The organism is Centipeda artemidis DSM 19719, from assembly GCF_000426665.1.
GTDB lineage: Bacteria > Bacillota > Negativicutes > Selenomonadales > Selenomonadaceae > Centipeda > Centipeda artemidis.
The window spans coordinates 94,299-118,071 of the sequence record NZ_AUFU01000006.1 but is presented as its reverse complement, the minus strand read 5'-3'; the positions used below and the strand labels follow the sequence as shown (position 1 = coordinate 118,071).

At 59.2% G+C, this 23,773-nt stretch carries 22 protein-coding genes and 1 pseudogene; 22 read left to right on the top strand and 1 reads right to left on the bottom strand.

Going from position 1 to position 23,773, the window contains the following annotated elements:
• Nucleotides 1–261: 261 nt before the first annotated feature.
• Together K341_RS0105045 and K341_RS0105040 are read left to right on the top strand one after the other, a co-directional pair.
• On the top strand, nt 262–2,190 hold the full coding sequence (locus K341_RS0105045) for a TRAP transporter permease (protein ID WP_009350632.1): 1,929 nt from the start codon (nt 262–264) through the stop codon (nt 2,188–2,190).
• A 143-nt stretch (nt 2,191–2,333) separates the two neighbouring features.
• Nucleotides 2,334–2,555 (top strand): hypothetical protein, encoded by a 222-nt coding sequence (locus K341_RS0105040; protein ID WP_026762068.1) that lies wholly within the window; start codon nt 2,334–2,336, stop codon nt 2,553–2,555.
• A gap of 530 nt (nt 2,556–3,085) precedes the next feature.
• Here the strand turns inward: K341_RS0105040 and K341_RS0105035 are convergent.
• On the bottom strand, nt 3,086–3,805 hold the full coding sequence (locus K341_RS0105035) for a hypothetical protein (protein WP_026762067.1): 720 nt from the start codon (nt 3,803–3,805) through the stop codon (nt 3,086–3,088).
• A 136-nt stretch (nt 3,806–3,941) separates the two neighbouring features.
• On the opposite strand from K341_RS0105035, the pseudogene K341_RS13035 reads away from it, so the two are divergent.
• From K341_RS13035 to rpoD (K341_RS0104940), 20 genes and pseudogenes are all read left to right on the top strand, one after another.
• Nucleotides 3,942–4,496: pseudogene (locus K341_RS13035) on the top strand (anaerobic carbon-monoxide dehydrogenase catalytic subunit); the annotation flags it as partial.
• Between the two features lie 91 nt (nt 4,497–4,587).
• Complete coding sequence (locus K341_RS11635) at nt 4,588–6,180, top strand: anaerobic carbon-monoxide dehydrogenase catalytic subunit (protein WP_282705186.1); 1,593 nt, start codon at nt 4,588–4,590, stop codon at nt 6,178–6,180.
• A 63-nt stretch (nt 6,181–6,243) separates the two neighbouring features.
• On the top strand, nt 6,244–7,041 hold the full coding sequence (locus K341_RS0105025; protein ID WP_026762066.1) for an SDR family NAD(P)-dependent oxidoreductase: 798 nt from the start codon (nt 6,244–6,246) through the stop codon (nt 7,039–7,041).
• Nucleotides 7,042–7,268: 227 nt separating this feature from the next.
• Nucleotides 7,269–7,835, top strand: a complete 567-nt coding sequence (locus tag K341_RS0105020) for a DUF3793 family protein (protein WP_009350638.1) — start codon at nt 7,269–7,271, stop codon at nt 7,833–7,835.
• Nucleotides 7,836–7,879: 44 nt separating this feature from the next.
• Nucleotides 7,880–8,314: a flavodoxin gene (locus K341_RS0105015; protein WP_009350639.1), complete on the top strand. Its 435-nt coding sequence runs from the start codon at nt 7,880–7,882 to the stop codon at nt 8,312–8,314.
• 186 nt (nt 8,315–8,500) lie between these two features.
• On the top strand, nt 8,501–9,391 hold the full coding sequence (locus K341_RS0105010) for a hypothetical protein (protein WP_009439525.1): 891 nt from the start codon (nt 8,501–8,503) through the stop codon (nt 9,389–9,391).
• Nucleotides 9,392–9,518: 127 nt separating this feature from the next.
• The gene (locus tag K341_RS0105005; RefSeq protein WP_026762065.1) at nt 9,519–10,307 is read left to right on the top strand and encodes a molybdopterin-binding protein; all 789 of its coding nucleotides are present in this window, start codon (nt 9,519–9,521) and stop codon (nt 10,305–10,307) included.
• Nucleotides 10,308–11,639, top strand: coding sequence for an SGNH/GDSL hydrolase family protein (locus K341_RS0105000; RefSeq protein WP_026762064.1), 1,332 nt, complete (start codon nt 10,308–10,310; stop codon nt 11,637–11,639).
• Nucleotides 11,640–11,663: 24 nt separating this feature from the next.
• Nucleotides 11,664–12,350 (top strand): hypothetical protein, encoded by a 687-nt coding sequence (locus tag K341_RS0104995; RefSeq protein ID WP_026762063.1) that lies wholly within the window; start codon nt 11,664–11,666, stop codon nt 12,348–12,350.
• 25 nt (nt 12,351–12,375) lie between these two features.
• Nucleotides 12,376–12,777 carry a bacteriohemerythrin gene (locus tag K341_RS0104990; protein WP_009350645.1) on the top strand — a complete coding sequence of 134 codons (402 nt, stop codon included), beginning with the start codon at nt 12,376–12,378 and terminating at the stop codon, nt 12,775–12,777.
• A gap of 258 nt (nt 12,778–13,035) precedes the next feature.
• Nucleotides 13,036–14,250 (top strand): Fic family protein, encoded by a 1,215-nt coding sequence (locus K341_RS0104985; protein WP_026762062.1) that lies wholly within the window; start codon nt 13,036–13,038, stop codon nt 14,248–14,250.
• Nucleotides 14,251–14,773: 523 nt separating this feature from the next.
• Nucleotides 14,774–15,094 carry a hypothetical protein gene (locus tag K341_RS0104980; RefSeq protein WP_026762061.1) on the top strand — a complete coding sequence of 107 codons (321 nt, stop codon included), beginning with the start codon at nt 14,774–14,776 and terminating at the stop codon, nt 15,092–15,094.
• Between the two features lie 239 nt (nt 15,095–15,333).
• Entirely contained in the window at nt 15,334–16,611 is a 1,278-nt protein-coding gene (locus tag K341_RS0104975) for an ArsB/NhaD family transporter (protein ID WP_026762060.1), read from the top strand.
• 118 nt (nt 16,612–16,729) lie between these two features.
• Entirely contained in the window at nt 16,730–17,308 is a 579-nt protein-coding gene (locus K341_RS0104970) for a Maf family protein (protein WP_009350650.1), read from the top strand.
• Nucleotides 17,286–17,972 carry a RadC family protein gene (radC, locus tag K341_RS0104965; protein WP_037349454.1) on the top strand — a complete coding sequence of 229 codons (687 nt, stop codon included), beginning with the start codon at nt 17,286–17,288 and terminating at the stop codon, nt 17,970–17,972. The genes K341_RS0104970 and radC overlap by 23 nt, the downstream gene beginning before the upstream one ends.
• A 103-nt stretch (nt 17,973–18,075) precedes the next feature.
• Entirely contained in the window at nt 18,076–18,459 is a 384-nt protein-coding gene (locus K341_RS0104960) for a universal stress protein (protein WP_009439433.1), read from the top strand.
• A gap of 8 nt (nt 18,460–18,467) precedes the next feature.
• Nucleotides 18,468–19,475: a deoxyguanosinetriphosphate triphosphohydrolase gene (locus K341_RS0104955; RefSeq protein WP_009350653.1), complete on the top strand. Its 1,008-nt coding sequence runs from the start codon at nt 18,468–18,470 to the stop codon at nt 19,473–19,475.
• 11 nt (nt 19,476–19,486) lie between these two features.
• A complete protein-coding gene (gene dnaG / locus K341_RS0104950; protein WP_026762058.1) occupies nt 19,487–21,271 on the top strand; it encodes a DNA primase in 1,785 nt (594 codons plus the stop codon).
• A 73-nt stretch (nt 21,272–21,344) separates the two neighbouring features.
• Entirely contained in the window at nt 21,345–22,490 is a 1,146-nt protein-coding gene (rpoD, locus tag K341_RS0104945) for an RNA polymerase sigma factor RpoD (RefSeq protein ID WP_009350655.1), read from the top strand.
• Between the two features lie 60 nt (nt 22,491–22,550).
• Nucleotides 22,551–23,663, top strand: coding sequence for an RNA polymerase sigma factor RpoD (rpoD, locus tag K341_RS0104940; protein WP_009350656.1), 1,113 nt, complete (start codon nt 22,551–22,553; stop codon nt 23,661–23,663).
• Nucleotides 23,664–23,773 lie beyond the last annotated feature (110 nt).

Below are 23,773 nucleotides of genomic sequence, written 5' to 3'. Positions count from 1 at the left end.
GTGCCCCTACGGGGGCGGCATGGATCGTGACACGGGATTTTGGCACTTATAGGAGTTCTTTCATCGTGGGGGAGATTACCAAATACGCGCGTATGGTAGGGGCACGGCGTGCCGTGCCCGTGCCCTTGATCAATCAACGCGCGCCTTACATCGTGGGTAAATGCAGCTCTCCATGCGCACCGATAACAGGGGCGTCTGGTATCCCGTGATTTCATGATTATTTGCTGCGCTAAAAAACATAAAGGAAGTGAATGATGCCGTATGAACGATAAGAATACAGTGAACACGGATGAGATCCTGAAGAAATACGACCGCGAGTCGGACACCGTACACTACACGGGAATTCCGAAGAAGATCATCGCTGCGATTGCGATCACGTTCTCCGTATTCCAGCTCTATACGGCGACGTTCGGCGTGCTCGACGCGCAGCTTCAGCGCGCGGTGCATCTCGGCTTTGGACTTGCGCTCGCATATCTGCTCTATCCGCTGCGGCGGGCTTGGACGCGGGACAATTTCTTTCACCCTGTCGACGTCCTCTTTGCCGTGCTCGGTGCCGCCGCGCCCGCGTACATCGTCGTCCAGTATCGCGAGCTCGTGACGCGCGCGGGCTCCGTCTCGGGAGCGGATACCGTCGTCGGCATCATCGGGATTCTGCTTGTTGTCGAGGCGGCACGGCGCGTCGTGGGGCTGCCGATGGTCACGGTCGTCCTCGCGTTCCTCGCGTACGCGTTCCTCGGCCCCTATATGCCGGGCGTCTTCGCGCACCGCGGGCTTACCCTCGAGCAGCTCGTCGGGCATCTCTACTTCACGACGGAGGGCATCTTCGGTATTCCGCTCGGCGTCTCCTCGACGTTCATCTTCCTCTTCATCCTCTTCGGCGCGTATCTTGAGAGCACGGGACTCGGAAAATTCTTCATCGATCTTGCCAATGCCGTAGCGGGCTGGGCGAGCGGCGGCCCCGCAAAGGTGGCTGTGCTTTCGAGCGGGCTCATGGGCACCGTTTCCGGCAGCTCGGTCGCCAACGTCGTCGGGACGGGTTCGCTCACGATCCCGATGATGAAAAAACTCGGCTACAACGCAAATTTCGCGGGCGCGGTCGAGGCGGCGTCGTCGACGGGCGGACAGCTCATGCCGCCCGTCATGGGGGCGGCGGCGTTCCTCATGGCGGAGTTCGTCGGCGTACCCTACATTGAGGTGGTCAAGGCGGCGGCGATCCCCGCACTCCTCTATTTCACAGGCGTTTGGCTCGGCGTCCACTTTGAAGCAAAGCGCAAAAACCTCAAGGGAATCCCGCGCAGCGAGCTGCCGAATCCCTTGACCCTGCTCAAGGAGCGCGGACACCTCGCTATTCCCCTCGTCGTCATCGTCTACCTCCTCGTCTCCGGCTATACGCCGATGCGCGCGGCGCTCGTCGCGATCGTGCTCTCCATCATCTGCGCCATGCTGCGGAGTTCCACACGGATGAAGCCGATGGAGATTGTCTATGGCCTCGAGCGCGGGGCAAAGGCTGTCCTCGGCGTCCTCATCGCGTGCGCAGCGGCAGGCATCATCATCGGTGTTGTGACCAAGACGGGCGTCGGGCTGCGCCTCGCCTCGGGGCTCATTGATGCGGCGGGCGGGATGCTGCTCCCCGCGATGTTCTTCACGATGATCACCGCCATCGTGCTCGGCATGGGCGTGCCGACGACGGCGAACTACGTCATTACCTCGACCATCGCCGCGCCCGCGCTCGTGCAGATGGGCGTGCCAATCCTCGCCGCACACATGTTTGTGTTCTACTTCGGTATCATTGCGGACGTCACGCCGCCCGTCGCACTTGCTGCTTATGCAGGCGCGGGGATCAGCGGCGGCAATCCTCTGAAAACAGGCGTCCACGCGTCGAAACTCGCAGTCGCGGCGTTCATCATCCCGTACATCTTCGTGCTCTCGCCCGTCATTCTCATGGTGGATGCGACGCCGTTCGCACTCGTCACGGCGACGCTTACCGCGCTCGTCGGCATGATCGCCGTCAGCTCCGCACTTTGCGGATTCCTTGCGGACGACTGCAAGCTTTATGAGCGCGTTCTGCTCATCATGGCGGGGCTGCTGATGATCAAGCCCGGCAGTACGACCGATATGATCGGACTTGTCCTCTTTGCCGCGATACTTGTGATACAGAATCTGCGGAAAAAGAGAAAAAATCGCGAATAAATATGAAAACAGGCGCATCCGACTGGCGACAGCGCTTGTTTTTTAATTATGGAGGAAAATCGTCGTTTTGAAACAAATGATTTGCCATAGCGGCATTCGTGTGCTATGATATGCGCATATGATGCATGAAAGGGGTGAGGGGAGTGGCACATGCACAGACGGTCATTGGGAAGGGGAAAACCGGTGACGTGAAGGGGACTTTGTCGGCGACGGTTCCATTTTACAGCACGGAGAACGCAGTACATGCGGAGACGGACATCAGGCAAGTGGGACAGAGCCGAAAGAACCCCTTGCCGCTCAAAGACATGAAGTCCTTCCGGCGCGCGCCGCAGGCAAGCGGTATCCTGAAAAACGAAGCGCAGTAACGCTTTCCCCCGGCAATGCATCGCATCGCCGGGGGATTTTTTTACAAGCAGATAATGTTGATAGAATATGAACTGTGCGCCATCATAGACGTTAGTTCCGTTCGTGCATGAAGTTGGTATCACACGGAGGTTTGAGTGACGCGGGCTTTTGTGCCTAGCGTCGTTATTCGTACGGCGATACGTTACGCCGCCCTAAATCGTTTGAGGGCACGGCACGCCGTGCCCCTACGGGGGCGGCATGGGTTGATCGGATTTCGTAAAGAGGGCGCCTTCCTCGCGTTCACTGGAGTTCCTAACTATGCATCGAAACTTCCGCATCACTCAGGTTACGGTTTGGCGTGCGATTTTTGCGCATCGCCCTGTCATTACATCGTGGGAAAACTATCGACATATGCGCGCCTTGTAGGGGCACGGCGTGCCGTGCCCTCTTGCAAATAATGCGCGCGTATCTCCAAGAGGGGATGACGGCAATAAAAAAGCCGGAGCGAGACTGTATTTTACACAATCTCACTCTGGCTCTTTTTGCGTTCTCATGCGTTTTGCGATGTGTCTTCCGCCGCATCCTCGGGCGATTTCTTCCGGCGCAGGACAGCGTATACCGTGCCGGCGACGAGGAGAAAGAGGAGGGCGGCGGTGCCGATGAGGGCGGGCTTGTGCCACATGCGGAACGCGACCTCGATCTTTGTGGATTCGCCCGTGGTGAGCGTCTTGCCGAGGTTCCACGTCAGCGTCTTGCCGTCATCGGAGATGCGGTCGGCGTTCGAGGAGGTCGGCGTGACCGGCAGCGTCATCTCATAGGTGAACGTGATGTTGCTCGCGAACGCGCCCGCGCCGCCGCCCCTCTCCGTCCCGCTGAAGATGAGATCAAAATTCCAGTCGTCGTAGAAGAACGACTTTGCCGCCGTAATCCCCGCGTTTTTGCCCTCGTGTGCGGCGAAAAAGTCCACGTCGGAGAGCTTATCGAGTGTCGCGTAATGCTCCGAGATCTCGTAGCCCGACATATTGTTGTCCTTCGTCACGGGCGTCACCTGCGCATCCGGATTTTTCTCCACCGCCGCCGCCTTGCTCTGCTCTACGATCTCCGCGAGCATCGGCACGCTGACGAGCGTCGTCTTCAGATCCGCGCTGCCGTCGTCGTTGACGACGAGGTTCACGTCGCCGCTGAAACAGCCGCTCGTCACCGCGAGCAGTCCAAAGAGCAGCGCGGCAAGCGCCGTGCGCACGCTCTGTGCGTATTCCTTCCGTACCATGATTTCCTCCCATCGGTTCACCGTTGCTTCCGTTTGTATTCTAGCAGAGCGGAAATACTTTGGCAAGGTGTACATTGAGAACCGTTATTTTCTTTGTCAACACAGTTGACAGAAAAACATATATGTTATAAAGTACATGATACATAGTAAAACTATATGTTTGAGAATGTTAGGAGAGATGACGATGGCTGCGACACGAGAAGCAGGACATGAGCACATCCACACGCATGGGCATGACCACACCCATGCGCACGATCATGGACATGACCACACGCACGATCATGATCATGTGCATCCGCATGATCATGAGCACGCGCAGGACAAGTGGCATGCGCACACGCATGATGCGGCGCATCCGCATACGCACGGCGGCGTGAACGACTACATGCAGGCGATCTCGGCGTACCGCAAGACGTTTCCGTCGCGTCAGCAGGTGCTCGAGCAGACGCCCGACCCCGCGGTGCGCGAGATGCTGCTCTACATGGAGCAGATCGGCTGCGACACGGCGTTCGACCGGTTCGACAAGCAGCAGCCGCAGTGCGCGTTCGGCATGGCGGGCGTCTGCTGCAAGAACTGCAACATGGGACCCTGCAAAATTACGCCGAAGAGCCCGCGCGGCGTCTGCGGCGCGGATGCCGACCTCATCGTGGCGCGCAACCTCCTGCGCAGCGCGGCGGGCGGCGTCGCACAGCACGGCGCACATGCGCGCGAGGTGCTCCTCTCGCTGAAATTTGCCGCTGAGGGAAAGCTGAAGCTGCCGCTGCTCGGCGCAAAGCGCATTCGTGATCGCGCACGCATTCGGCATCACGACGCGCGGACAGAGCACAAAGCGGCTCGCGGGCAAACTCGCCGACGTCCTCCTCGCGGATCTTTCGCGCGCGCTCCCCGAGGAGTACCGCTCCATCGCCGCGCTCGCGCCCGCCGAGCGGAAAAAGGTTTGGAAGAAGCTCGACATCCTCCCCATCAGCGCGTACAACGAGGTGTTCGACGCCTTTCACCGCACGGGCTGCGGCACGGACGGCGACTGGGAGAGCGTTATGAAACAGTTCCTGCGCTGCGGGCTCGCGTTTTGCTATACGGGCGTCGTCGCAGCAAACATTGCGACGGACGCGCTCTTTGGCGTCGGACACCGCGCCACCTCGAAGGTCAACGTCGGCGCGCTCAAAAAGGGCTGGGTCAACATCGCCGTCCACGGGCATCTGCCGACGCTCGTCAGCGAGATCGTCCGTATCGGACGCTCCGCGGAGATGACTGCGCTCGCGAAGGAGCACGGCGCGGAGGGCATACAGTTCTACGGCATCTGCTGCTCCTGCCTTGCGGCGATGTACCGCTACGAGGGCGTCATTCCGCTCTCGAACGCGGTCGGCGCGGAGCTTGTCCTCGGCACGGGCGCGCTAGATCTCTGGGTTGCGGACGTGCAGGACGTATTCCCGTCGATTATGGATGTCGCGCGCTGCTTTAAGACCACGGTCGTCACGACGAGCGACGCCGCGCGCCTGCCGGGCGCGGAGCACTACGCCTACGACCATCACCATTCGAACATCGGCGAGACGGAGAACATCGCGAAGAAGATTGTCACGCGCGCCGTCGAAAGCTTTGCCGCGCGGCGCGACGTCCCCGTCTTTATCCCCGCGTACGAGGTGACGGCGGAGATCGGGTTCAGCGCGGAGTCCGTGCAGGAACGCTACCGCGGGTTCGGCGCGCTTGCAAAGGCACTCAAGTCCGGGCAGATTCGCGGCATCGTCAACATGGTCGGCTGCAACAATCCGCGCGTCGTTTACGAGCGCGCCATCGTTGACATCGCCGAGGAGCTCATCAAGAACGACATCCTCATCTTTACCAACGGATGCGCCTCCTTCCCCCTGCTGAAACTCGGCTATTGCAGCCTCTCTGCGCTCGACAAGACGGGTGCGGGACTGCGCGCTTTCCTCGGTGAGGATCAGCCGCCCGTCTGGCACATGGGCGAGTGCGTGGACAACACGCGCGCCTCGACGATCCTGGGCGCGACGGCGGCAGCCGCGGGCATCGACATCAAGGACATGCCGTATGCGTTCACGAGCCCCGAGTGGGCGAATGAAAAGGGGCTCGACGCATCGCTCGCGTTCCGCCTGTTCGGCATCAACTCCTATCACTGTGTCGAACCGCCCGTACAGGGATCAACCAACGTCGAGAACTTTCTTAAGCGCGACACGGCAGAGACGCTCGGCGCGGTCATGACCGTCAACACCGATCCGAAGGCACTCGCGGCAAAGATCATCGAGGACATCGACGCCGCGCGCGCGGCACTTGGCTGGGCGGACTGCGGCGCGCCCGTCCGCACCGCCCCGCCGACATTCGCACTGCACGCGCCCGAAGCCGCGGGCATCGGCGCATGAGACGCTTGACATGAAGTACACACTAAGGTATATGATAAAAATAAATCAAAGGAGGTTTTTCAAATGAGCAATAAAAAATATACGGTCATCACGGGCACAAGCTCCGGCATCGGCTATGCGGCGGCAAAGGCGTTCGCGGCACGCGGCAAGAACCTCATCGTCACTGCACGGCGTGAGGCACAGCTCGCACGACTGCGCGATGAGATCACGGCGGCGCATCCCGATGTGGACGTCGTGATCCGGACGGCGGATCTGTCCGTGCCGGAGAATGCGCACCGGCTCTATGACGAGCTGCGCGCTTATGAGATCGAGACGTGGGTGAACAACGCGGGATTCGGCAGCTACGGGAGCGTCGCGGAGCAGAATCTCACAAAAATCGAATCCATTCTGCGGCTCAACATCGAGGCGCTGACGATTCTCTCGACCCTCTTTGTGCACGACTACCGCGATGCGGCGGGCGCGCAGCTCATCAACATCTCCTCCTGCGGCGGCTATACGATCGTGCCGACGGCGGTCACCTACTGCGCGACGAAGTTCTATGTGAGCGCGTTCACAGAGGGGCTGGCACAGGAACTCATCGCATCCGGCGCAAAACTGCGCGCGAAGGTACTTGCACCCGCGGCGACGCGCACCGAGTTCGGCAAGGTCGCCAACGACGCGGCGGAGTACGACTACGACGCGCGGTTCGGGACGTATCACACGGCGGAGCAGATGGCGGACTTCCTCCTGCGGCTTTATGACAGCGACAAGATTCTCGGGCGCGTCAACCGCGAGACGTACGAGTTCGAACTCACGGCTCCCCTCCTTCCCTATGCGGGTAATTCGAGCAGGAATCAGAAGCAGCCCTCCTGCAAGCGATGAGTGCGGTATTGAAAGGGGTTTCATTTCATATAGGAAAAGATTATACTGTGACCTGTTGTCATGGTAAAAAAACTTCGCTATAATAGGGAAAGACCAATATTCGGACACTCCTGTGACGAATTGACCTATTGCTAATGAGAATCACTTCGGCTATAATAGCGAGAGACTGGGATTTTATCGATGTGTGCTGCTTTGCAGCGCGCACTTAGCAAAAGGGGGAGATATTCGTGCGCTGCCCGGACTTTGAGCATTTGCTTGGCTATCATGCCGCACCCCTGCTCGCAGGGCTGACGTCAGGGAGTCTCTTGTCGTTCCAAAAGAGCCGGTTTGAGGATTTTGAGGGGCTGCTCGCCTCTTATGAGCCCTGTTTTTCCTGCAAAGGTATCTCGACGTTCCGCGTTGCGGAGGGGACGGAGTACGTCCTCATTCTCTTTTACCGGGCGGAGCTCGTCGAGCGTGCGCTCACCACTTCCGGGGCAAAGGAGATCCTTGCGGGCGCGGGCTACCGCGATACGGACAGCATGGAAGACCGACTGGAGTTCCTGCGCCTGCGGATGCGCGTGCGCAAGACACTGCCGCCGGAGGTGGGGCTGTTCCTCGGCTATCCGCCGGAGGATGTGCAGGCTTTTATTGCGCGGCGGGGACAGGATTTTGTCTACAGCGGATATTGGAAGGTCTACACGAACGAGGCAGAGGCGCGTGCGCTCTTTGAGCGGTACTCTGCCTGCACGCAGGAGTTCTGTACGCGGCTCGAGGCGGGACGTCCGCTCGCAGAGCTGGTGCAGGCGGTTTAGCAGGAGCGCATCGCGCTTCGCAGTTCTTTTGAGGAGGATTTCACATGGCAAAAGCAGCGGTTGTGTATTGGTCGGGCACGGGCAACACGGAAAAGATGGCGGAGGGCGTTCGCGCAGGTATCGAAGGTGCAGGCGCGGAGGTTGAGCTCTTCGAAGTGGACAGCTTCTCCGTCGACCAGATTGACGGCTTTGACGGTCTCGCGCTCGGATGCCCCTCGATGGGTGCCGAGGAGCTCGAGGAAGGTTCGTTTGAGCCGTTCTTCGCAGGCGCCGTCGACAGCGGAAAGCTCTCCGGCAAGCCGGTCGTGCTCTTCGGCTCGTGGGGCTGGGGCGCAGGCGCTTGGATGGAGACGTGGAAAGAGCGCACGACGGATGCCGGCGCAAAACTCGTCGATACGTTCATTGTAGAGAACGAGCCGGATGACGAGGGTATGGAGGGGTGCAAGAACCTCGGCGCTGCCCTTGCCGGCGCACTCTAAGCCATAGACGCACATAGGGAAAAGAGTCGCTTCGCGCGGAGCGGCTCTTTTTTGTGTCTCATCTGTGGAGGATTTTTCAAGGAGGGCGGCGAAATATATACCAAGTATTTTGTGCATTTTGCCGCAGTGCCTTGCTGCGGCTGATCACATATGAGAGATATGAGGGAATCGGGAAGGGGAACATCTATGGAGACTGAGGCAGCATCAAGCGCTGTGCAGGCGGTTGGGTTCATTCACCCCGTCATGGCGGATGTGATGACGATACTGTCGTTTGTCCTTGTCGTGGCGAGTGTTGGGATCGCCTCCGTCGCGACATACTACGCGTGGCGGCAGACGGGCGGCACGGTGGATACGATTGAGGGACATGTCTCGTGGCTGCGCACGGAGGCAGAGCGCCTTTCGGCGGAGATACAGGCGTCCGTGCAAAAGGATTCGGAAACCGCGGCAAAGGTGCAGTCGCTCAGAGATGAAATTGAAAGCCTTGGCGCACGCATCGCGCAGATTGATACGGACGTTGCGGAATTGAAGGAGCGTCCCGCTGCGGCGCTCGCACCGGAGCCGGAACCCGAACCGGAGCCTGCCCCGCCGCCCGCCCCCGACCCGGAGCCGGAGGAGGAGATCGATCTCGATGCGCTCCTTGAGAGCAAGCCGATTTGGCAGGAATTTCTCGACGACTATCACGCGCTGCGTGAGACATTTTCCGCCGAGCGCGGTGCGGAGCTCTGCCTGCCGCTCATTGCCAAATATGGATTGCAGCTGCTCATGTGCAGCGACCATGCGGCGGTGGAGAACGGCAAGAATATGCCGAAATTCGAGACGGTTGAGGACATCGACGCGGCGACGTTCTGGGCGTACGACATCCCGGGACAGCCGGGGGATTTTGCCGTCGTGCCGAGTCCCATGGTTCCGTATGACAAGCATATGCATGACGAAGGCGGCATGAAGGAGACGTTCGCCGCGCGCTACGAGGACGGCAAGACCTACGAAAAACTCACGGTGGATATGCCCGCGCTCTTCTCGCAGAAAAATGACAAGTGGAACATCGAGCAGCCGGGACTCATTAAACTCGAGGAATAGAGAATTTATGAAACAGGGCTGTTGCACAAATGTGTGCAGCAGCCCGTTTCTAACGTCCTGTCCCTCTTGTATCCCTGCGCCCGATATAGTAAAATAACGTGGAATTAAAATGCACGGAGGGAACGATATGGTCGTTGAAATCGTCAGTGTGGGAACGGAGCTCCTGATGGGCAGCATCGTGAATACGAATGCGCGCCATATCGCGCGGCGGCTCGCGCACATGGGACTCGACGCGTACTATCAGACGGTTGTCGGGGACAACCCTGAGCGTCTGCGCGCCGCTCTTGACGTGGCTTTTACGCGTTGTGACTGCGTGATCACGACAGGCGGTCTTGGCCCTACGAAGGACGACCTGACCAAGGAGATGCTGATCTCCTATTTCGGCTGTACGCCTGCAGAAGACCCCGAAGCCCTGCGCCGTCTCGAGGAGCGTGCTGCGCGCCGGGGCGTCCCGCTCACGGAGAGTATGCGCAAACAGGCGACCGTGCCTGCGGGCGCGATCGTCCTCCAGAACAACAACGGTACCGCCCCCGGCGTCATCATCGAGAAGGACGGGCGCGCGTGCATCATGCTCCCGGGACCGCCGAAAGAGATGATCCCGATGTTCGACGAGGCGTGCAGCGTCTTTCTCCGGGCAAAGAGTGACAAGGTATTCGTATCCATGAATATCAAACTCTTCACAATGGCGGAAAAGGGATTGCCCGTCGGAGAGTCGCCTGTCGCCGACCGGCTCGGCGCACTCGTGGACGGAGCGAACCCGACCGTTGCGACTTATGCGAAGGAGGACGGCGTGCTCGTGCGCGTGACCGCCGCCGCCCCCACGCACGAGGAGGGGCGCGCCCTCATGGCGCCGACCGTTGCCGCCGCGAAAGAAGCGATTGGCGCAGAGTATATCAAATATGTGGAAGAGGACTAAATGCGATTTGAGATACTGCGGCGGGGCACCTATCTGCTCCTTGCCGTTCTTGTTTTATGCGGCGCAGTGCATACAGACGCTGCGGCAAGGCAGGTGCCGCGCGGAGCAGCGCAGGTGAATCCTGTGGCGGAGAAAAAAATAACATCCGTGCGGCTGCACTGGAAGCCCTTTGCGGGAGCAGTCCGCTACGCTGTGCGCATCATGCGCGGCAGTCCGAGCGCGGGGATGAAAGAGGTCGCTCTGCTCAGCCGCGTCTATACGACGGGCGTTGCCGTACCTCTTGCGGCGTATGGCGATGCGGCGGAGCTGTACTGGACGGTGCAGCCGCTCTCCTACGACGGCACGCCGATCGGGCGTGAGAGCGAGCCGCGTGCACTCTCGCAGGAGGAGAAGAATCCGACCGCGCCGCTTCTAACCACAGAGTTTGATGCGATGGCATACGCACCGCTCTACCCGGTGTACTCGTGGATCCCCCTGCCCGGGATGCAGCATCACGAGGTGGAGGTTGAGCGGCGGGACGGCGCGCGGAGCGTCCATGTGAGCACACTGCGCGCGGGGGAATATGACGTCTACGACGATCGCGCCTACCGCACGCCGGGGCATTACGTTTACCGCGTACGCGGCGTGACAGCTGCGGGCGCGCCGCTCTCGGACTGGTCGGAGGAGGGCTCCTTTGACGTTGCGGGCAACACGCCGATCGCCGCCCTCGGCGACAGCATCACGCACGGCGGCGGCGCGATTACCCTGCCGCCGTCCTATACACTATATGACTGGGAGACCTACTGCGCCGTGCCGGTGAAAAATCTCGGCAGAAGCGGCGACACGACTGCCGATCTCCTTGCACGGTTTGACAGCGATGTGCTCCCCTTTGCCCCGCATGTGCTCATCATCATGGCAGGGGTGAACGACTATCGATCGGGTGTCTACGGTGCGGAGAGCGTCCGCAATCTCGCCGCCCTGCGCGACCGGTGCGCGGCGCACGGCATCACGCCGATTTTTCTCACCGCACCCCCCATTCGCCCCGCGCTCATGCGCGCGCGCATGGACATCATGGCGCCGCCGTCCGACTGGTGGGCACACCGCGACTACATCAACAACTGGGTCATGCAGCAGGAATACTGCATCGACGTCGCGACCGTGCTCTCCGATGCGAACGGGCAGCTCGAGGAGGCGTACACAACGGACGGACTGCATCCCGATCTCATGGGGAAAAAATACATCGGCGAGCAGGTTGATCTCTATCTGCGCGAGCACTTCGAGTGGACAAGTTATGAGGCGCTGCATCATGCGCAGCGGGGAAAGGCAGCCGCCGCAGCGGAGGACGGCAAATAACGGCGTGTCCTCCGGAGGGACTTTATGAAGAAACAATATCTGTGTGCGGCACTCCTGCTCGTGGTGATTGCCGTGGGCGGTTTTGTCTGCGCGAAGAGCTATTGGAAAGAGCACACACACGAATATGCACTGATGCAGATTCGTGCGGCGATCGAGAAAAAGGACGCCGCAGGTTTTGCAGAGTACGTCGACGTGGAGCGCGTTCTTTACGGGATGCACGAGAACGCGTCGGAACTCCTTGCCGCGCATATTGACGCACTGCACGAGCGGTACCCGGACGATTGGTTTTTCCGCCACGACGCCGCCTTTATGACACGCTATATGGCGGAGCGGCGCACACGCGATGTCGCATCGGCGCGCGCCATGCTGGACTATTATTTCGATGAGAAACGCGTCCCCGTCACGCGTGAAGACGGCGCCGCACGCTGGGGCGCGGACGAGATGCGCGTGTTTGCCGCGCATTATACCGCCGCATCGATCTCGCTGACTGCCGCGGACGAAGCGCACGCCGTCTATCTGTGCAGCGTTCGGGGGGATGAGAGTACTTACGGACGCCTGATGCCCGAGGGCAATGTCCGGCTCGTGCTGGAGAAGCAGGACACGGGGCATTGGAAACTCGTTCAAATTGAAACAAGTGACCGCTCGGACAACGGCTTTTACGCATTCGTCGACGGCGCCGAGCGTTACTGGGCATTGCAGGGCTGGGACTAATTGCGAAAAAGGAGAGAAACGAAAGATGAAATACGAATTTACGAAAGACTATCTGACCGGGATCGACGAGATCGACGCCGAGCATCAAAAACTCTTTGACCTCACAAACGAATGCTACGAGCTCGTCATGGAGAGCGCCGCCGAGGATAAATACGACCAAATCGTCGCCCTGCTCGGCGAGCTGCGCGACTACGCCGCGACCCATTTCGCGAACGAAGAAGCGTACATGGAGAAGATCAACTACGACAAGCGTTTCAGCGAGCGGTATCAGCACCTGCGCTTCATACAAAAAGTCGACAGCCTCGATCTCGATGCCATCGATGAAAACCAGCAGGAAGAACTGCTGAAGATATTGGATTTCCTGGCGCGGTGGTTGTTTGGGCATATTAAGGGGATGGACTGCCGCATCCCCAAGGCTCAGGCGTGACGCGGGATTTTCGCGCCTAGCGTCGTTATTCGTCGAATCCTGCGCTTGACGTAGCTTTTAACTACGCCGGCGCTTGGGTTCTCCTCATGCCTAGCTATGCATCGAAACTTCTGCGTCACTCAGGTTACGGCAATAGGGCGCGGGATTTTCGTACCCTCCCCCAAACCTCAAAAATTGCGTTTTTTGAGGTTTGAATTTTCGGACACCTCAAAATTGGCGTTTTTTGAGGTCTTAATAATCTTTGGAAAGGAGGTAACGATGTCCTACGAGAGCCTTTTTCGTCTTTATCGTAAAAATCCCGCGGTATGGGAGGAAGTCTATCACGCGCGCTGTGGCAGTCCGTTTACAAAGCATCTCGGGATTCGTATCAAAGAGTACAATCGCTCGAACGGTTACGACGGCTTTTTCTGTTACTGTGAAGATATGTCGCTCCGGCAGGAGCGTATTATGATCGATTTCGCCGCTCTGCAAAAAACACTGCTGAACATTCCTCAGGCGGGGATTGATCAATATCTTCACGACTGCCTTGTTGATGAAATCAAGGCAAGCAACGATATTGAGGGAGTTCGAAGTACGCGCAGAGAGATCCGCAGCGCGCTTACTGCCGGAGATGCCGCGCGCGTGCGGATGCGTCTCGGCGGTATCGTCGATAAATATGCGCGCATCATAGACGGGGCGCATATTGCGATGGAAAACAGCCGTGATATGCGCGTTCTATTCGATTCCTTCCTCGCCGAAGAAATTGGGCGCAGCGATCCGAAGAACCTCCCGGACGGTATGCTCTTTCGCAAAGAAAGCGTGGACATTATCACGGGTACGCAGAAGGTGATCCATCGCGGTATCTATCCGGAACCCCAAATCATACATGCGATGGATGCGGCGCTCCTCATACTGCATGACGCGTCGATGCCCGCACTCGTCCGGATCGCCGTGTTTCACTATCTGTTCGGCTATATTCATCCGTTTTATGACGGCAACGGGCGCATGTCGCGCTTCATTACCTCGTACATGCTCGCGCGCACACTGCATCCGACGGTTGCACTGCGGCTTTCTATCCTGCTTAAGCAAAATAAAAAGAGGTACTACGACCTCTTCGCCATGACAAACGCCTCGATCAACTGCGGCGACCTCACGCCGTTTATATTGGGAACGCTCGAATTTGTGAATGCCGCCGTCAGCGGTACGGAAAAAAATCTGAGAGAAAAGAAAGACCGCTATGACGTTTATTATAGCCGCATCCAAAAATTAGAGGTCGACCGCACGCTCAAGGAGCTGTACGATGTATTGCTCCAAGCAACGATCTTCTCCGGTGCGGGCGTCAGTAAAAAGGAACTCATGCGGATGCTCGACAAGTCCGAGAACACGATTACCGCGCGCATGAAGGCGATGCCAAGCGGCGTGCTCAGGGAGAACAGAACCGTGCGTCCGTTTAGTTATGCACTGAACCTTAGAGCTTTGGATGAACCGATGTGACGTGCGATTTTGGCGCATAACTGTGTCACTGCGATGCGCGAGAATCCCGCGTCACATCATAATCTGAGTGAGGCGCAAGCTTTGATGCACAGCTAGGAATAAGGAGAATGCGAGAAAGGCGTAGATGAAACCTACGTCGACGAAGCGTTCGACGATATGACAACGCCGTGCGCGAGAATCCCGCGTCACGCCACAAAAATAACCCGCAATGAGCAGATGCGGGTTATTTTTGCTGTGTATTATATTTTAGGAGAGCTTTGGAAAACCGCATCCTATCCGCAGGATACGATCTCTAACGAAAGCCTATGGATACTATAGCACTTAAGAGAATGAAAATCAATACCCTAATAAAAATATTTTCATAAAAATTTCAGGAGAAAATGCCGAAATACAAAAAAATAGGAAAAATGAACTATGTTCAAGAACGGAGAAACACTTTATAATACATGGGAGACAAGGGAAGTGTCTCATCCGAAGGGCGGACGCCCTTCACACATACTCATAAGGAAATGAGGTGGCAGTGATGTCGGTATTATCACTTGCGTCGGTGCTCGACGATCCGGCAAAACAGATTCCGATCTATGCGATGGTGCGTGCTGCGGCGGTGTCTCCTGCGAAGGACGACGCGCTCTTCGAGAACATGCGCGCGGAGCATTTTTCGTATCGGGAGCAGATTCGCCGTCTGGATCGTATGGACAGCGATGCGTATCGGGTCGACATCGAAAATCTTGCGCGTTCGCTGGACTCGCTGGACGAGGACATCCACAAGGCGGCGTCGCGCGCGATCTTCGGCGATCCGTATGCGGTTGAGCTGAACCATGCCGATGCGAAGAAGACGAAGTGAGCTGCGGCTCGACGAACTACCGGATAGAGAAAAAGAGAGAATGCGCTCTTATGTGCGGCAGATGCCGTCGTGGGAGCGCTTTTTGCTTGCCTGCAAAATACGACCGAGCAAATTGTACATTATAAAAAACTTGTCATACTTTCTTTCCATGTGATAAAATGAACGAAATCGCATGCAGGTTCGGGCGATACGCCGCCGGTTCCGTGCATATCACACCCCCTGCCAAAGGAGGCGTTTTGATGGCAACAATTGCAGGCATTATTTTCGTCGTCATGTATATGGTGATCGTCTCGGAAAAGATTCACCGAACGGTCGCGGCAATGATCGGCGCGGTGCTCATGATGCTGCTCGGCATTCTCTCGCAGGAGACGGCGCTGCATCATGTGGACTTTGAGACACTCGGGCTGCTCGTCGGCATGATGGTGCTCGTCGGCGTGACGAAGGAGACGGGACTCTTTGATTACGTGGCGATCAAGGCGGCAAAGTCGGCAAAGGCGGAGCCGCGCCGCATCCTCGTCTATCTCTGTCTCATCACGGCGCTGTTCTCGGCGTTCCTCGACAATGTGACGACGGTACTTCTCATGGTGCCGGTGACGTTCAGCATCACGAGCATCCTGCGGCTCGATCCGATGCCATATCTCCTGACGCAGATCATCGCGTCGAACATCGGCGGCACGGCGACGCTCATCGGCGACCCGCCGAACATCATGATCGGCAGTGCGGTGAAGGAGCTGACGTTCGTCATGTTCATCGAGCACCTCGCGCCGATTGCAGTCATCTGTATGCTCGCCGTACTCTTTATCATGGAGCGCATCTATCATAAAGATCTTGTGACGACGCCGGAGCGCCGGGAAAAACTCATGCGCATGGACGAAAAGACGGCGATCCGCGATCACGCCCTCCTCAAACGCGCGCTCTTCGTGCTCGGGCTGACGATCCTCGGATTTTTCACGCATTCCTTCACGCACATCGAGTCCTCTCTGATCGCGCTCACGGGCGGATTCCTCCTCCTTCTACTTGCGGGCGGGAGCGAGCAGCTGGTTGAAAAGGCGATGCACGCGGTGGAATGGCCCACGATTTTCTTCTTCATCGGGCTGTTCATCGCGGTCGGCGGTCTGATCGAGACGGGCATCATCGCAGAGCTTGCCGAGCACGCGGTGGCGGCGACGGGCGGCGATCTCATGGCGACGTCGATGTTGATCCTCTGGATGAGCGCGATCGTTTCCTCCGTGCTGGACAACATTCCGTTTGTGGCGACGATGATTCCGCTTATTCAAGGCATGGGCGCGATGGGCATCGAGCATCTCGAGCCGCTCTGGTGGTCGCTCGCCCTCGGCGCATGTCTCGGCGGCAACGGTACGCTTGTTGGCGCGTCGGCAAACCTCATTGTCGCGGGCATGGCGTCCGAGCGCGGCGTGCGCATCTCGTTCGTGCGTTACTTTAAGATCGGTTTCCCGCTGATGCTGCTGACAATCGTGCTCTCGACCGTATACGTCTATCTGCGATATCTTCTGTAAAAAAAGGGACGAACTTCCTTGCAGGAAAAATATTCCGGAAGGCGAATAGAAAATATAGAAATTTGCGAAGCTGCCGAATTTCGGCGGCTTTATTTTTTTCAGAGTTCAGGAGGGGCTCATGTTTATTCTTGCATCTGCTTCGCCGCGCAGGCGGGATCTGCTGCTTCAAATCGGGGCTGACTTTGCCGCTGTGACGAGCGGTGCCGAGGAGTCGCTGGAGGAGGCCGTGCCGCATGAGGCGGTTGTGCGCAATGCGCTCGCGAAGGCGCGCGCGGTTGCGGCTGAGTATCCGGAGCACGCGGTGCTCGGTGCGGACACGGCGGTCGTTGTGGACGGCCGTGCGTTCGGCAAACCGCACGATCTCGCCGATGCGCGCCGCATCATCGGGCTTCTCGCGGGGCGGCGGCATGAGGTCTATACGGGCGTGGCGTGGGTCTATCGCGGGCGCGCGTATACGGATGTGATGAAGACCATAGTACAGTTCGCACCGATGCCCCCCGCAGAGATCGAACGCTATGTCAGATCGGGCGAGCCGATGGGTAAGGCGGGCGGCTATGCGATCCAGGGACGTGCGGCAATGTATATCGAGGAGATTCACGGATCGTATTCCAATGTGGTCGGCCTGCCGCTGCAAAATGTTGCGGCGCTGGCGCGGGAGGCGGGCATCAGCCTCTATGACGATCATGCAGATGCGTGAGCTCCCGGCGGGAGAGATGCCGCGTGAGCGGCTGATCGAAAAGGGAGCGCAAGAGCTCACCGATGCGGAGCTGCTGGCGATCCTCCTTCGGACAGGGCGGCGGGGTGAGAATGTGCTCGACATGGCGCGCCGCATCATCAGCGAGCTGCCTGAGCAGCGCATATCGGCGCTGCTTTACATGCCCGCGCAGGAGCTTGCGCGCATCGACGGGCTCGGTCTAGCCAAGGCGGCGACGGTGCTCGCCGCGCTCGAGCTCGGCAGCAGGGCGCAGCGGCGTGCAGGCGCGCGCATCCGCGTGGACGAGGCGCAGGTTGTTGCCGATCTCCTTCTGCCGCGGTATCGTACGGAGATTCACGAGCATTTTCTCGTGCTCCCGCTGACGTCGAAGAACGACATCATCATGGAGGCGGAGGTATCAAGAGGGACGCTCACACGGACGCTTGTCCACCCGCGCGAAGTGTTCGTTCCCGCGATCCGATGCGCCGCCGCACGCGTTATCCTCGTGCATAACCACCCGAGCGGCGATCCGATGCCGAGCGCCGAGGATCACCGCATCACGCGTATTCTCGTGGAAGCGGGGCGGCTGCTTTCGATCCCTGTGGTCGACCACATTGTGCTCGGAAGCGAGGGATATTACAGCTTTGCCGAGCACGGTTTGATTTAAGTACAGTTTTTTTTCGAGGAGAGAGGATTTCACGCCCTAATCATCGAAATATACTGATAAACCCTATTTATCAATGCAGATGAAGAAACGATTAGGAGGGATTATGATGAGCGAGATCAAAAAGATCCTCGTGCCCGTGGACGGCTCCGTGAGCGGATGCAAGGCGGTTGACGAGGCGCTGTTCTTTGCGGAGAAATGCGATGCAGAGCTTGATTTCGTCTACGTTGCGAGCAACATCAACAAGGATATTCCGAGCCATATCGTATTTGACCGCATCTGGGAGAAGATTCCCGCGGGACGCGCCGCGCGCAAGCACGTCAAGACGGGTAATATCGCTAAGACCATCCTCGCCGTTGCGGAGGAGGAGCACAGCGACATCATCATCATGGGCAGCCGCGGGCTTGGTCTCCTCAAAGGGGTCTTTATCGGCAGCGTCAGCCAAAAGGTCATTGAGGAATCGAAGATTCCCGTCATGGTGATTAAGTAGGTGACGCCGTGACCGTCCGGGAGCGTCTTGAGGCGCAGGAGGACGAACTTCTCTCGCCGCTGGCGGCGCGCAGCCGGGATGCAAAGCGCAGCCACGCGATGGAGGAGTGTCCGTTCCGCACGAAGTTCCAACGCGACCGTGACCGCATCCTGCATTCCAAATCGTTTCGTCGGCTCAAGCACAAGACGCAGGTCTACATCGTCGCAGGGGATCATTACCGTACGCGCATGACGCACAGCCTCGAGGTGGCGCAGATCTCACGCACGATTGCGCGCGGGCTCAGGCTCAACGAGGATCTGACGGAGGCGATCGCGCTCGGGCATGATGTGGGGCATACGCCTTTCGGTCATGCGGGCGAGGCGGTGATGGCGGAGATCATCGGGCATTTTGCCCACAACGAGCAGAGCCTGCGCATGGTCGAGATCTTGGAGCGCGGCGGGCGCGGCCTGAACCTGACCGGCGCGGTGCGCGACGGCATCCTCAACCATACGGGAAAGGGGATGCCGTCGACGTTCGAGGGACGCATCGTGCGCATCGCCGACCGCATTGCCTACCTCTGCCACGACTATGACGACAGCCTGCGCGCGGGACTCCTCCATGCGAGCGACCTGCCGCGCGAGGTGATCGAGTGCTTTGGCGCGGATACGTCCGCGATGATTACACGCATGGTATCGGATATGATTGTGACCTCCGAGCAGCGCGGCGACGCCGGGCTGTCGGAGGAGATGCAGCGTGTGATGGATCTGTTCCGCAGCTTTATGTTTGAGCGTATCTATCACTCCAAAACGCTTGCCCACGAGCGCGAACAGGCGGGATTTGTCCTGCGGGCGCTGGTGACACATTTTATGGAGCATTTTGATGCGCTTCCGCGCGCCTTCATTGTGCGCGCCGAGCGCTGGGGTAAAGAGCAGAGCGTCGTCGACTATGTGGCGGGGCTGACGGACAGCTATGCAGTCGCGCTCTTTCACGAGATCTTTGTGCCGCCCGTCGGCGAGATGAGTATACAGCCAATATAGAGGAGTACCGCATGAAAGACCCGAGGATGGAGGCGTTCGTGCAGCAGGTGCGCGCAGCGACCGACATCCTCGCCGTCGTGCAGAGCTATGTGCCGCTCCGGCGCAAGGGTGGACGTTACTGGGGCTGCTGCCCGTTCCACAGCGAAAAGACGCCGTCGTTCTCCGTCGTGCCCGCCGAGGGATTTTTCTACTGCTTCGGCTGTCACGCGGGGGGCGACGCATTCAAGTTCATATCGCTCATGGAGCACATCACGCCGTTCGAGGCGATCAAACGGCAGGCGGAGCAGCTGGGTATCCCTGTCCCCGAGCGAAAACGCGACGCACGCGAAGAGGCACGTCTGCGCGCGCTCGATGATCTGCGCCGCGTGAATGCGCTCGCGCGCGATTTCTTCCACAACTGCCTTACGATGACGCGTTACGGTGCGCCGGGCAAAGCGTATCTCGCAGGGCGCGGCATGACGGAGGAGACGATCGCGCGCTGGGGCATCGGCTTTGCGCCCGGCGCGTGGTCAAAGCTCGCCGACGCCTTTCAAAAGCGCGGCATCTCGGAAAAATTGCTCCTTGAGGCGGGGCTTTGCTCCGCACGCGAGCGCAGCGGCGGCATCTACGACAGATTTCGCAATCGTGTGATGATCCCGATCGCGGACGAGCGCGGGCGCATCGTCGGGTTTGGCGGGCGCGTGCTCGGGGACGGGACGCCGAAATATCTGAACACGGCGGAGACCCCCGTGTTCAACAAGCGGAAGCTTCTCTTTGGACTCGAACGCGCGCACCGTGCCATCGCGCATGAGGGCTATGCCGTTGTGGTCGAGGGGTACATGGACGCCATCGCGGTCGCCGAGGCGGGCGTCACGAACGTCGTTGCGACGCTTGGCACGGCGTTCACGGAGGATCATGCGGCGCTCCTCCTGCGCCGCGCGCCGCGCATTGTGTTCTGCTATGACAGCGATGCGGCGGGGCAGGAGGCGACGCTGCGCGCGCTCACCGCGGTGCGCGGACGTGCGGCGGAGCTGCGCGTCCTGCTGCTCCCGGACGGCAAGGATCCCGACGAATATATCCGCACACACGGTGCCGATGCGTTCCGCGCGCTCATCGACGCGGCGCTTCCTGTGCCCGAGTACCGGCTGCGCCACATCGCCGCCCGGATGGCGCCGGGGGCGGAGGGACAGCGCGCGGCACTCCGGGAGATGCTGCCCGTGCTCGCAGAGCTTGATGATGTAACGCGCTTCGCCTATGTGCGCCGCACGGCGGCGGAACTCTTTCTCGACGAGGGCGTGATCGGAGATGCCCTGCGTCGGTTCCGGATGCACGGCGGTACGGAGGAGCCGGCGCCGCGGGCGCAGAGCGGCGCAGTCCCGCAGCGTCCCGTGCGGCGGGAGCGCGGCACTGCGGCGGAGCGCGCGGGGCGTGAACTGCTTGCCGCCGTCTGGCGGGATGTGACGACGCTCGCGGAGATCGATGCTGCAGTCCCGCTGACGGAATTTCCCGATGCCTTTTTCGGAGATATTTTGCGGGCGGCGGCGGAGCATACGGTGGCGGGCGGCGCGCTCGATGCGGATTTTATCGCGGGACTCCCTGCGGCGGCGGGCGCGGCAATTTCACGCGCACTCGTTGAGGAGGGACGATCCGAAGAAAGTTTTCAAGACGCCCTCCGGACATTTCACCGGATGCATCTGACGGCGCGGCTCGCCCTGCATACGAGGCGCGCGGAAGAAATGATGCAAGAAGGAAAACAGGCATATATTGACGAATTAAACGAAGTGAAGAAGATACAAGACGAACTTTCCGCCCTTTAGGAATCCGGGCACATAGACGATAGACAATATACGCTGATCATACGGCAAGAGAGAACTGAAAGGAGGGGACAAAATGCAGGCAGCAGCACAGCGCGTGCCGGAAGAAGACCGCGTTATCGGGCGCATTGACGAACTGCTCAAGAGAGGCAAAGAGAACGGCGGCACACTGACGTTCAGCGAACTCATCGAAGAATTGGAAAAAAGCGATATGTCCCCCGATGAGATGGATGATTTGTACGGGCGCTTCCAGGAGTTCGGCGTCGAGATTGTCGACGATACGGATATGGAAGCAATGGCGGCGGAGGATGCCGAGAGTCTCGCGGCGGACGATGCGGATATGGAGCAGGAGGAAGCGGTCGAGATTGATCTCTCCGTCCCTGAGGGCGTTGCGCTTGACGATCCCGTCCGCATGTACCTCAAAGAGATCGGGCGTGTGCCGCTTCTCACGGCGGAGGAGGAAGTCGAGCTCGCGCGGCGCATGGAGGCGGGCGACGCGAGTGCGCGGCACCGGCTCGAGGAGGCGAATCTGCGTCTCGTCGTGAGCATTGCAAAGCGTTACGTCGGGCGCGGGATGCTCTTTCTCGATCTCATCCAGGAGGGGAATTTGGGGCTCCTCAAAGCAGTCGAGAAATTCGACTACAGCAAAGGCTATAAATTCAGCACCTATGCGACATGGTGGATCCGTCAGGCAATCACGCGCGCGCTTGCCGATCAGGCGCGGACGATCCGCATCCCCGTGCATATGGTCGAGACCATCAATAAACTCGTACGTGTTTCGCGCAGCCTGCTGCAGGAACTCGGGCGCGACGCGACAGCGGAGGAGATCGCCAAGGAAATGGGTCTCAGCGTCGTGCGCGTACGCGAAATCATGAAGATCGCACAGGAACCCGTGTCTCTCGAGACGCCGGTCGGCGAGGAGGAGGATTCCCATCTTGGCGATTTCATCGAGGACGAAGCGGCGCTCGATCCCGCAGACGCGGCGTCGATGATGCTGCTGAAAGAGCAGATCTCGGAGGTGTTAAAGACGCTTGCCCCGCGGGAAGCGGAGGTGCTGCGTCTGCGCTTCGGTCTCGAGGACGGACGCTCCCGTACTCTTGAGGAGGTCGGACAGAGCTTCGGCGTCACGCGTGAGCGTATTCGCCAGATCGAGGCAAAGGCGCTGCGCAAACTGCGCCATCCTGTGCGTCTGCGAAAACTGCAGGGAAATTTTGAATTTTGACATTGGATCGGCAATAGAGCGATTTTACACGGAACCAATTTACGGTAGGAGGACAGCGTTATGGCAGAGGGGACGGAGCAAAAAAAGGCGCCGAGCACCGAAATCATTGAACGCCTGCTTGCAAAGGGCAAAAAGAACGGCGGCTCGCTGACATACGGCGAGTTGATCGACGCACTCCAAAAACAGGATATGTCCCCCGACGAAATGGACGATATGTACCAGCGGTTCACCGACGAGGGTGTCGACATCGTAGACGAGGCCTCGGCGGCGGATGAACCCGCACCTGAAGAGCCGGCTGAAAAAGAAGAAGAGGTCGAGATCGACCTCTCCATTCCCGAGGGTGTCAGCCTCGACGACCCTGTCCGTATGTACCTCAAGGAAATCGGGCATGTTCCCCTCCTCACGGCAGAGGAGGAAGTCGAGCTCGCTCAGCTCATGGAGGCGGGCGACGAGGAAGCGCGCCATCGCCTTGAGGAGGCAAATTTGCGGCTCGTCGTCAGCATTGCAAAACGCTACGTCGGGCGCGGGATGCTCTTTCTTGACCTCATTCAGGAAGGGAATCTCGGTCTCCTTAAGGCAGTCGAGAAATTCGACTACAGCAAGGGCTATAAGTTCAGCACCTATGCGACGTGGTGGATCCGGCAGGCGATCACGCGCGCGATCGCGGATCAGGCGCGGACGATCCGCATCCCCGTCCACATGGTGGAGACCATCAACAAGCTGGTGCGCATCTCGCGGCAGCTCCTGCAGGAGCTCGGACGTGACCCGCGCCCCGAGGAAATCGCCAAGGAGATGGGCATCAGTGTCGCCCGTGTCCATGAGATCATGAAGATCGCGCAGGAACCCGTCTCCCTCGAGACGCCCATCGGCGAGGAGGAGGACTCCCACCTCGGCGACTTCATCGAGGACGAGGCAGCACCGGCGCCCGCCGAAGCCGCCTCGTTTATGCTCCTTAGAGAGCAGCTGGAAGAGGTGCTCGAAACCCTCACTGACCGCGAAAAGAATGTCCTGCGTCTGCGCTTCGGGCTTGAGGACGGACGGTCGCGCACGCTCGAAGAGGTCGGACAGAGCTTTGGCGTCACGCGTGAGCGCATCCGACAGATCGAGGCAAAGGCGCTGCGCAAGCTGCGCCATCCGAGCCGCAGTAAAGTACTCCGGGATTTCTTAGAATAAAAATCCATTGACAAGCGCGCACCAAGGTGCTACGATGACCATGCAGGCGATCCTGCAGCGTCTGCCGGAAAGAAGTGCTGCGCGATGCTTTTCACCATTGATATTCGTTT